Raw genomic sequence first — 11,257 nt, 5'->3', positions numbered from 1 at the left:
TACGTCAATATACTTACACACAGAAAATTATTTAGGATTGTTTATAAATATAGAAAATCATTTAGGATTGCTATAGCTATATAAAATTACCTTCTTTTTCTTCTTGTTTGCTTCGCGTCCTACCCTACGGGAACGGCTTCGCCGAACGCGCCTTCGCGGTTCGTTAAATAAATAGTAAAATAAGAAAATAATCAACTACACCATACAGTAACTTGTCGCGTGAGTCAGACGAAGTTTTATGGCGCTTTTTCAAAGCTTTAAAGCTGAGGCACTTGAATTTCCTAACTTTTTATGTAAAAAAACAAAATATTTATCTAATCTTGCTGCCTCAACTTTCGCAAAATTGGAATTTGTTCCAACTGTTCCGGCCGTATACTATCCCAGTTTAACCCCATTGGACGCGGATAACTTGTATTAGTTTCAATTACCTCCTCAGCAGTAACAATCCAATTCAGTGCCCAATCGTGGGCTTGCATTGGTAAACGCGAATCTGCGACTATTTGCAAAGGATGCACTGTTGTGACAATTGGCGTATCGATTTGTACTAACCCGAATTCCTTCAACATAGCCAATTCCAAATCCGCAAATCCTGCACCTTTACCGGTTCTTCCACCGTTGGTGCCTGCCGCTACACAGCCGACTATTACTAAATCAATCAGCTCCATCTCTGCAAAACTTACCAATTTTCCGCAAGCAAGTGCTTTGCGGGCGATCGCACTTTCGGCAATAGATATATTTTGCCGCTGCAAATCTTCAGCAGTTAACTCTACAAAACAGCGATCGTCTGTCAATCGCGGTACTGCCATATACAGGCGTTTTCCATCTTGCAAAGCTTGCATCCGCACCGGAATTTGCGCCGAATCAGGATTGCACTTAATCGTTTTTGCTTGTTGCCATATTGGTAAAATTGCCAATCTTTCGGCCGCCCACTCAGCACCCAAAAAGTTGGGGATATGACCAAACGGATCGCCAATAGATACGGCTTGCTGCTTCAGCAAAAACCAAATTTCAGCTCTTAACTGGTCTTTGTCTTGGTGATATCCTGTCCAATCAGTTTTCATACTGTATTGTGCTACAATTTATCATACAGAATTATGCTTTAATACCGCCTTACTTCTTCAGTCCGCGAAGGCGGATTTTGTTTGTGTAGTAGCGGTTTCAACCGCCGAATAACTTATATGAATTTTACCACAAAGCCCAGTTACTATCAAGTCGGTGGCAGTCTCACCAATAACGCTCCCAATTATGTGAAGCGGCAAGCCGACGACGACCTTTATAACGGATTGAAAGCCGGGGAATTTTGCTATGTTTTGAATTCGCGCCAAATGGGCAAATCTAGCTTGCAGGTGCGGACAATTCAGCGGCTGAGAAATGAAGGAATTGCTTGTGCTGCGATCGACATTTCGGAAATTGGCAACCGCGGTGTCACTCCTGAACAGTGGTATGCTGGTTTGCTACGCATTCTGGAAAATAACTTTAACCTGTCGGATATTGTCAACGTGCGGACTTGGTGGCGCGATCGAAATTTTTTAACCCCGGTTCAAAGATTGAGCGAATTCATCGAAACCGTACTGTTACCAAACATTTCCCGCAATATTGTCATTTTTATTGACGAAATCGACAGTATTCTCGCCCTAGATTTTCCCGCCGACGATTTTTTAGCCTTAATTCGATCTTGCTACAACAAGCGCGCCAATAATTCAGAGTTCGATCGCCTAACTTGGGCTCTTTTAGGCGTAGCATCGCCGACGGATTTGTGCCGCGAGCAAAATGCCAGCAGCAATACCCCTTTTAATATTGGCAAGGCGATCGAATTAACTGGTTTTGACGAAACAGAAGCTCAACCGCTAGCAGCGGGGTTGGCAGACCTTACAGACAGCCCTCATGAAGTTTTGAGAGAAGTATTGTATTGGACGGGCGGGCAGCCTTTTTTGACTCAAAAGCTGTGCAAACTTCTTTTTGAAAATGCCGAATTAATCCAAAATCCCCAAGAGTGGGTGGAGAAAGTAGTGCGCTTGAAAGTCGTGGAGAATTGGGAAACTCAGGATGTGCCCGAACATTTGTCCACAATTCGCGATCGGCTTTTCAAAGAAAACCAGCGCATTGTCAGGAGACTGGGATTCTATCAGCAAATTTTAGAACAAACTGAAATGGTCCCCGATGGTAGTGCCGAACAAATGGAGTTGCGATTAAGCGGATTAATCGTTAAGCGGGGGGAAAAATTAACAATTTCTAATCCTATTTATGAAGCTGTATTTAACAAACAATTAATTGAAGAAAAATTAGAAAAACTCTCGCCTTACTCGGAAGCGATCAAACTCTGGCTAAATTCTAGCTGTGAAGATGGTTCTCAACTGTTGCGAGGGAATGATTTGCAGTCAGCATTAGTTTGGGCGGCAGGAAAAAGTTTGAGAAACGAAGACTTTCAGTTTTTGACTGCTAGCCAGAAAGTTATTTTGAGCGAGCAAAATAAGCTGCTGCATTCAGCTACACTCGAAACCAAAAAAGCTGTCTGTGATGCCGAAAAAGCTTTGAGTGAAGCTGACTCTGCCAAACAAAAAGCCAAACAGTGGATCGGCATCGGTTCTGCGGTACTGGCAGCATCGTTACTGGCAGCGATCGGCTTTTCAACTCTCGCTTACCAGCGGTTTAAACTAGCACAAGCAAGTATTGAAATTGAACAAAATGGCAGCGATGCTTTACTGTTAGCCGTATCTCAAAAGACAGAAAACAGCGAAGCTTTATCAGAAGCTTTATTGAGGGCGATCGCCTCCGGTAAAAAATTAAAAACTTTGGTAGCCCACAAACATAAGCTAGAACAATACCCGGCAACTAGACCGCTGTTAGCTTTACAAATAATTCTCGATAAAATTAGCGCAACACAGCAGATTAAAACCTCATCAATTCCGAAACCAAAAATAACGTGGCAAGCTCATAAAGGTGCCGTTACCAGCGTCACTTTTAACCCAAACAGGCAGATTTTAGCAACCGCAGGAATAGATGATCGAGTTCGGCTATGGAACTTTTCCGGGCAAAAAATTGCTGAATGGAAAGCTTTGCAGCAGTCAGTTAATATGGTAAACTTTAGCCCGAATGGTAAATTTTTAGCGACCGCCGGAAGGGACAGCACAGTTAAAATATGGAATTTATCAGGTAAAAATATTGCTACTTTGAAAGGAATTCAAGGCTCTGTTACCAGCATCAGTTTTAGTCCCGAAGGAAAGTTATTAGCGGCGGCAGGGATAGACAGCTATGCTGCAATTTGGGATTTGTCTAAACTGCCACAATTAGTATCACCTAGCCTGAAACTCCCAGGTCACAACGGCTTAGTGAGAAGCGTAAATTTTAGCCCAAAGGGCGATTTCATAACGACTTTAGATGGCAAATCTACAGTCCGACTTTGGAATTTGTCCGGCAAGCTGAAAAAAACACTGCCTATTCAGGCAATTGGGATCAGTTTCACTCCGGCTCAACACCAGTATCGGTTTGCTACAGTAACATTGAATGGCAAAGTTGGGATGTGGAATCTGTCAGAAAAAGAATTAGTTAAGGAATTTCAAACCTTGCATTTTGATGCGAAATCAATTAGTTTTAGTCCCGACGGAGAACGGCTGGCTACAGTGGGAATTGACAAGACTGTACGGCTGTGGAATTTAGCGGGGCGGCAGGTTGCTCAATTTGAGTTTGAGGAGAATGTTGTTAGTGTCAGTTGGAGTCGAGACGGAAAGCAAATTGCTGTAGCTGGAAGCAACGGCACTGTCTGGCTGAGGCAGGTTGAAGGGTTAGAAGAATTGCTGAAGCAAAGCTGCAATTTTTTCACCACTCAACCGAAGTATTTTACAAGAGTTTCAACTCTCTGCAAGTAGGACACGGCAATGCCCTGTCCTACCCGTAGCTAATGAGTTATTACTATCAATTTACTTTAACAGGCGAAACACTTACATTAGGATTTGTAACTCTTTTTAAGAGTTCTTGTCGGGCTTGTTCTGGATTTTGGCCTTTGGGTACTTGATATAATAATCTACAGGAACCATCTTGAGGATTAGCTGCACAAATAATTACTTGACCTGTGGTCGATGCACCTGCTGTGACAATATTCTCCCAGCTTCCTTGCGGTTGCGAGTTGTTGAGAATTCCTGATACTCTGGTACACCGAGTAATCGCATCTTCTCCAGATTCATTGAAATAGTTATCAGCTAGCCACAAAATAACGGGAATATTTTTGCCTTGTTGGACAGCAATTGTAGCGGGGCGGCCGCCAGCAGCGCCGCAGAAGAATGAAGGCGTTTGGGCCAAGGCTGGACTGTTTGCTAAAATCGGAGCCGCAAGAGCAATAATTGACGCGCTAAAAGCTGACTTTAAGAGCCAAAATTTCATGAGCAGTAATAAGCTTTTTCATTTAAGGTTACTAATAGTCTAAAAAGTTAAACTGTTTGTTGCCGGGAAGATTAGGCATTTAGAGAAAAAAATAAAATTTATTCTGCAAATTTTTGCGATCATCGCACACACTGACCTCATCTAAGCCAAAACTCCGGGAAAAAAGCTCGCTGACCAACACCAAAGGCAGAAAATAGATGCAGCCCTAGGGGGCGCAGGCGCCAAGGTATAGGGTAAAGGAGTGGTTTTTCAGCGTTTTTTGCTGAGCCTCGCTGTTCTTGATGCCGTCCCACCTAAAGTGGAACCTGTGTTAACATCGAAAAAAATATTCTCTTTAATAATCAACAATGGGCAATGTTCTGGTGCTGAACGCCTCCTACGAACCCCTTAACATCACCAATTGGCGAAGGGCGGTAGTTTTGTTGCTGAAAGGAAAAGCAGAACAGGTAGAACACAACGGGAAATTTATTGCGCCAAACTTCCCGCTACCAACTGTGATCCGACTCCGGCATTACGTCCGAGTTCCCTATAAGGATATTCCGCTAACCCGCCGGAACATCTTGCACCGGGACGCACACTCTTGTCAATACTGTAGTTATACGGGGGACGATTTAACCCTGGATCATGTAATTCCCCGATCGCGCGGAGGGGGGGACAGTTGGGAAAACCTCGTCACCGCTTGCGTGCGCTGCAATGTCAATAAAGGCAGCCGCACGCCGAAAGAAGCGGGAATGTCGCTGCGCTATCCGCCTAGGAAACCTCACAGCGGTCTTTATTTTGAAGTCACTAAACACGTTAAGAGCGGTATGCACAAAGAATGGCAAAAATATGTAATAGGCCTTTAAAACCCCTGTCAGCGCAAGCGCGGGGGTTTTTTGCGGGAGTTATTAGTTATGAGATTGCTTGGTTCCTGGCAACACACACTCTCTGCATGATTTAAAAAAGTAAACAGAAAATTTACGCTCTTAAATCAGGTTTGTCGTAAAAAGTATGGGCTTTGACAAACAGGCATCTACAAAGAAGCCGGGTTTAAGATCGAATGTCGTGCAAATCCTGAAATAGTTAAATTGTTAATTTTCAACGATGAAAGACCATCTCCCTAACAATTCCGATGAAACATCCGGCAACCGCGAAGGTGAACTTGAGGCCAGCAGCGAGGCTGTACCCGGAGTGAGTGCGCCTGGGAAACGGCGCAGCAAAGCCGAAGTTGCTTCTGAAGAGAATCGCGGCCGTCTCCGCGAGGAATTGCACGATCGCAAAGTTGAGCAATTGCGCCAAATGTTCGATCGGCACAAAGGCACTCGCCAGTTAATCTTGCTGCAAGATTTTCCCGACCCCGACGCACTTTCAAGCGCTTGGACGTACAAATTAATTGCCGAACAGTACGATATCCAATGCGAGATTATCTACGCCGGCGCCCTCAGCCACCAAGAAAACATTGCCTTAGTTAAATTGACAGGGTTGCCGTTGCAGCGGTGGACGCTGGAAACAGTAAAAACTAAGGATTTGTCGGTGTTTCAGGGCTGCGCTTTCATCGACAACCAAGGGACGACTTGTAGCTTAACCGAGTTTATTTTAGCCGCGGGAGTTCCGATCGCCTCCGTCATCGACCATCACAATTTGCAGGGGGAAATGAACGCAGAATTTATCGATTTGCGCCCTCAAATCCGCGCTACAGCCACGATTTTTGCCGAGTATTTACAGGCTGGACTTCTAACTCTCGATGCCAGCGTCAGTCTGCATATCAAATGTGCTACAGCTTTGATGCACGGTTTACGATCGGATACGATCGCCCTCAGACAAGCTCAGGAGGAAGACTTTTTAGCTGCGGCTTATTTGAGCCGATTTTACGACCCCCAGTTGCTGAATGCGGTGTTGCAGTCGTCTCGTTCTAAGTGGGTGATGGATGCGATCGAGCGATCGCTCAAACACCGCACGGTCCAGAACAATTTTTCGATCGCCGGCATCGGCTACCTGCGCTATGACGATCGCGATTCTATTCCCCAAGCGGCGGACTTTTTAGTAACAGAAGAGAACGTACACACAGCCGTTGTCTACGCAATTGTTCACGACAAAGACGAAGAAATTGAAGTAGTAATTGGCTCGCTGCGAACTAATAAACTTACTCTAGACCCCGACGAATTCATTAAAGAAGCCTTCGGTCAAGATGCTCAAGGACGCTTTTTTGGTGGCGGCAGAAGTCAAGCAGGAGGTTTTGAAATTCCGGTGGGATTTCTTTCTGGTGGGAATGAGAAGAGCGATTATGCAAGGTTAAAATGGGAAGTATTTGATGCTCAGATTAAGCAAAAATTGCTTAATTTAATTAGTCCTAAAGATAATCCTGTTTACGACCATTAACTCGGGAGTTTATAGGTGCGGTGTTGATTCCAGCAACCGTCTGGGAAGGCGATCCCTTTTCGACCTCCGGTTGCTACCAGGTTTTGACGTATTTTTTTATCATTCCGAGCAAAATCTTAACTTGGCAATCTGTCCTGCCCGCACTCTAACTCTCATCAACCGGGTTTTTTAACTCTTATTGAGGGTTTGAACTCACGCCCAGTGCACCTCTGTAATGAACAGGCTTTCCGGCCTGTTCCACAAAAATTAAATTTTCTTGGGGGGAGTAGGGGTTGGGCAGGAAAACCCGCGCATAAAAAGCTTATTGAAAATGGTGCAAGATGTCAGTTTGAACGAAGTAAGGGGGTTGAAAAACCCGGTTTATCCCTCCAGTACTAACAGTAATAAATTTTCTCCGCTTGCCCTAAAATACACACCCAAGAAACCGGGTATTTTAACTATTGTCAAGGGATGCAACGAAGTATATTCGTAAAAAAGCCAGGTATTGGGAAAAATTTAGTTTGCTTTAATTTACTAAACTTCACAACATAATTCTTAAATTATAACACTTCTACAGGGTTAATTTTTTGATATTTCCTTATAAATTAGCTAAATCAATCATAATTTATTAGAGTGGGTGCAGGATATTTTAGATAATAATTAGCAAAAAAACGCTTGAGAACAAGCAAAATAGATACAGAAACACCTAAACTATTGACTAAATGACATAAAAATAGGAATTCCGTATCTTCAACAAACTCTGGATTACAACCTAGATATGGGGTTTTATTCCTAACTTAAGCCAGGGATTATTACGAGGAAAAACAAATTATTCTATTTATTTGTTGCGAGGTAGAATACTAGAAAATAGCTTAACAGAAAAAGGAACACGGAGATGTCTACAAAACAGACTTTCTCTAGCTCGTTAGAGAAAATACTAGAAAAAATTTCAGAAATTGCACTTCAAATCAACGAGGTCGGCGATCGGGAGACAATTTTGCAATGTGCGCTAGAAGAAACCAGGGTGCTGCTGCAAACAGATCGCGTAATTATTTATCGCTTCCTATCCCATAGAGATGGCGTAGTATTTGCGGAATCCGTTGATGCCCAGTGGTCGCGAATCCTAGGAAAACAGATTTATGCTCCTTGCTGTGAAGCTACCTGGGTAGATCGTTACAGCCAGGGACAAACGAGCAGCATTTCTGATACTCACAGCGGTTCTCTTCAAGCTTGTGATGTCGAATTGCTCGATCGCCTCCAGGTTCAGGCAAATTTAGTTGCGCCAATCTTGCTAGATGGCAAACCGCAGCAATCTCCGAAGCTTTGGGGACTGTTGATTGCTCATCACTGCCGAAGTCCGCGTCAGTGGGAACCTCTCGACGTTCAGATCCTGCAACAGGTTGCAATGCACATCGGGTTGACGATGCGGCACTTGGAATCTCACCGCCCGGTACTGGGGCCAAATCAACCGCCGGAACTCGAAACAGAACCAAATCAAACTGCGACCAGTACAGAAAGCGCGCCCAGAGTCAATCATCAAAATTGTCTACCACTAGAGTTTGCCTATTCCCTGAGCGGCGATATTGTCGAGCTCAAAGCTTTTGACTTGTTGCAAAACCCGATCTGGATATTTGATATTCAGCATTTGCAAATGCGGTGGGCAAACCAAGCATCCTTGTACCTGTGGAATGCTTCTAGCCGACAAGAACTTGTGAGCCGCAACTTTAGCGATGTGTCAGAGTCTACTGGGATTCGCTTGCAGACATATCTGCAGCAATTTCAGCAAGGCAAAACCTTGTCCGAGCAGTGGACGTTTTACCCGGGCGGTCAGCCTGTTTCTGTCCGCTGTCGGTGTTCTGGGATCAGGATTGAGGGCGGGCGTTTGGCAATGCTAGTCGAGGGTACAGTCGAAAGCGCCGATCGAATGGAGCCGGAAATCCTGCGATCGATCGAGGCACTCCGGCACACCACGCTCATGGTTTCCCTGTACACCCTAGAAGGCTTACCGCTGCTGGAAAACCCGGCGGCATTGCGCTGTTATGGGGATGCGCTGCACCCTCGCTCTGCGTCAGATAATGCTTTTCTAAGCCACTTTGTTGACCCTCAGGTAGGAGAGCGCGCAATGGGAGTTCAAAGGTACGGCGAGGTATCGATCACTGAGGCTCAAGTGATTACTCTGGCTGGGATTCGCTGGCACAGAATCGACGTGCGGTGTACCAAAGACCCGGTAACAGGCAACCCGATGTTGGTCGTCAACGAAAATGACATTACCGCTCGTCGCCAGCAAACAGAAACTGCCCTGCAACAGAATGAAATCAGGTTGTCAGAAGCCCAGCGAGTTGCCCAAATCGGTAACTGGGAATGGGACGTGATTAGGGGTAAAATTTCCTGGTCTCCCCAACTATTTGAGATTTTGGGACGCGACAGGGCAATGGGCGAACCTACCTATGAAGAAAACCTGCGGCTTTACCATCCCGAAAGTGCCAAACAGCTACACCTGGTAGTTCAACGAGCGCTGGATCGGGGAGAGCCTTATCTATTGCGCCTCCAAGTCTTGCGCCCGAATGGTTCTATCCGCCATACTGAAGCCAGAGGACAGGCCGAACTCAATGCAGAGGGACAAGTCATTCGGTTGTTTGGTACATCCCAAGACATTACGGATCTTGTCAAGGCGGAAACAGAACTCAGAGAATTGAGTACAGCTCTTGCTAATGCAGTTGAGGGCATCTCGCGGCTGGATATTTTCGGACGATACCTCACCGTTAATCAAGCCTACGCGAATATAGCAGGTTATCAGCCTGAAGAAATGGTTGGTATGAATTGGCAGAAAACAGTTCATCCCGACGACTGCGACAGGATGATGGCCGCTTATCAAAAGATGCTAGCCGAGGGCCGAGTGGAGGTTGAGGCCCGGGGTATCCGGAAAGATGGCTCGATCTTTTACAAGCAGGTGGTGATGTTGGCGGCCTACGACTCGCAGGAGCGATCGATCGGGCATCACTGCTTTATGAAGGATATCACCGATCGCAAGCAAGCAGAAGCAGCATTACAACTAGAGTTCCAGCGTCTGAGTAGAGTGATTGCTACCCAACAGGAAATAGCCATCCGCAATCCCAATCTCGATGCAGTCATGGCTGTGATTGCAGAGAGGACTCAAGATTTGACCCGCGCCGATGGAGCAGTGATTGAAATGGTTGAAGGGGATGAAATGGTGTATCGGGCAGCCAGCGGTATCGCCAGCGCCTATGTTGGATTACGGCTCAAAGTAGGGACAAGTTTATCAGGAAAATGTATTGCGACCGGTCAAATCATGCTTTGCGACGATTCAGAAACGGATGCACGGGTGGATCGGGCTGCCTGTGAGCGCATTGGTCTGCGGTCAATGGTGGTTGTTCCCTTGTTCTATCAAGACGATCGGGTTGGGGTCTTAAAAGTGCTTTCAGCTAAACCCTCTGCCTTTACAGAGTCAGATATCCAGACTTTACAACTGATGGCCGGGTTTCTGGCAAACAGCCTGCATCTGGCTTCAGAGTTTGAAGCCAAAAACATTCTCCTGAGTCAATTACAGGAAAGTGAGGAACGCTACCGTTCTGTGATTACTAGCATGACAGAAGGTGTCGTACTCCAGCTAGCAAACGGACAAATTACTGCGTGTAATGCTAGTGCCGAAAGAATTCTCGGGCTGACCCCCGAGCAAATGATGGGGCACACATCCGTAGATTTAGACTGGCGAATCGTTCGGGAGGATGGCCAACCGTTCCCGGGCCAACAGCATCCGGCAATCCTCACCCTGCGCACGGGACAAGGGCGATCGAATGTGGTGATGGGCATTCACAAATCGGATAAAACGCTGACTTGGATTTCGATTAATTCTCAACCGCTGTTCCATCTCAATCAGTCTAAACCCTATGCAGTAGTGACGACTTTTGCTGATATTACAGAACGGAAGCAGGCAGAGGAGATGCTGATAAATCAGGCTCAGGGAGACAGATTAATAGCCGCGACAGATGGCTTAACACAAGTAGCAAACCGCCGCTGTTTTGATGAGCGATTGCAGTCGGAATGGCATCGGCTGATGCAGGGCAAACAACCGCTTTCGTTGATTATGTTGGATGTAGATTATTTCAAGCGATATAACGATTTATACGGACATCAAGGTGGGGATACTTGTTTGGTGAAACTAGCCAAAGCCGCAGCAGCCGCGGTTAAACGTTCTACCGATTTGTTTGTGCGCTATGGGGGCGAAGAATTTGCGGCTCTCCTGCCGAGTACGGATGCTGCAGGGGCGATCGCGGTTGCTGAGTCGATGCGTCAGGCAATCCGACATTTGGCAATTCCTCACGAGCAATCTGATGTGAGCGCGATCGTGACCGTTAGCATGGGAATTGCAACTGTGATTCCCACTGCGGAAACATCACCAGATGAACTCGTTGCCGTCGCCGATCGAGCATTATATGATGCGAAACGACAAGGGCGCGATCGCTACACAAGCGCCAACCAGATGACGGTGCCAGATTTCAAGACAGTTGTAGAATAGGCAAAA

The 11,257-nt window shown here is 45.9% G+C and carries 6 protein-coding genes; 4 read left to right on the top strand and 2 right to left on the bottom strand.

All coding sequences use genetic code 11. The annotated features are described in order from the left end of the window. Window positions 1-314: 314 nt before the first annotated feature. Window positions 315-1,061 carry a 5-formyltetrahydrofolate cyclo-ligase gene (locus tag QUA42_RS18380; RefSeq protein ID WP_333138909.1) on the bottom strand — a complete coding sequence of 249 codons (747 nt, stop codon included), beginning with the start codon at window positions 1,059-1,061 and terminating at the stop codon, window positions 315-317. Window positions 1,062-1,178: 117 nt separating this feature from the next. Between QUA42_RS18380 and QUA42_RS18375 the strand changes: the two genes are divergently transcribed. Beyond that, window positions 1,179-3,866 (top strand): AAA-like domain-containing protein, encoded by a 2,688-nt coding sequence (locus QUA42_RS18375; protein ID WP_333138907.1) that lies wholly within the window; start codon window positions 1,179-1,181, stop codon window positions 3,864-3,866. 46 nt (window positions 3,867-3,912) lie between these two features. Here the strand turns inward: QUA42_RS18375 and QUA42_RS18370 are convergent, their stop codons facing one another. Next, window positions 3,913-4,377, bottom strand: coding sequence for a COP23 domain-containing protein (locus QUA42_RS18370; RefSeq protein ID WP_333138905.1), 465 nt, complete (start codon window positions 4,375-4,377; stop codon window positions 3,913-3,915). Window positions 4,378-4,724: 347 nt separating this feature from the next. On the opposite strand from QUA42_RS18370, the gene QUA42_RS18365 reads away from it, so the two are divergent. The 3 genes from QUA42_RS18365 to QUA42_RS18355 all read left to right on the top strand — a co-directional run bounded on the left by QUA42_RS18365 (window position 4,725) and on the right by QUA42_RS18355 (window position 11,251). After that, a complete protein-coding gene (locus QUA42_RS18365; protein WP_006633674.1) occupies window positions 4,725-5,222 on the top strand; it encodes an HNH endonuclease in 498 nt (165 codons plus the stop codon). Between the two features lie 238 nt (window positions 5,223-5,460). Continuing rightward, the gene (locus tag QUA42_RS18360) at window positions 5,461-6,735 is read left to right on the top strand and encodes a bifunctional oligoribonuclease/PAP phosphatase NrnA (protein ID WP_333138903.1); all 1,275 of its coding nucleotides are present in this window, start codon (window positions 5,461-5,463) and stop codon (window positions 6,733-6,735) included. Window positions 6,736-7,609: 874 nt separating this feature from the next. Continuing rightward, window positions 7,610-11,251 (top strand): diguanylate cyclase domain-containing protein, encoded by a 3,642-nt coding sequence (locus QUA42_RS18355; protein ID WP_333138901.1) that lies wholly within the window; start codon window positions 7,610-7,612, stop codon window positions 11,249-11,251. Window positions 11,252-11,257: the final 6 nt, after the last annotated feature.

It is taken from the genome of Microcoleus sp. Pol11C2 (genome assembly GCF_036701505.1).
In the GTDB taxonomy this organism is placed as follows: Bacteria; Cyanobacteriota; Cyanobacteriia; order Cyanobacteriales; family Microcoleaceae; genus Microcoleus.
The sequence above is the reverse complement of the archived record's forward strand: the minus strand, read 5'-3'. Positions and strand labels throughout refer to the sequence as shown.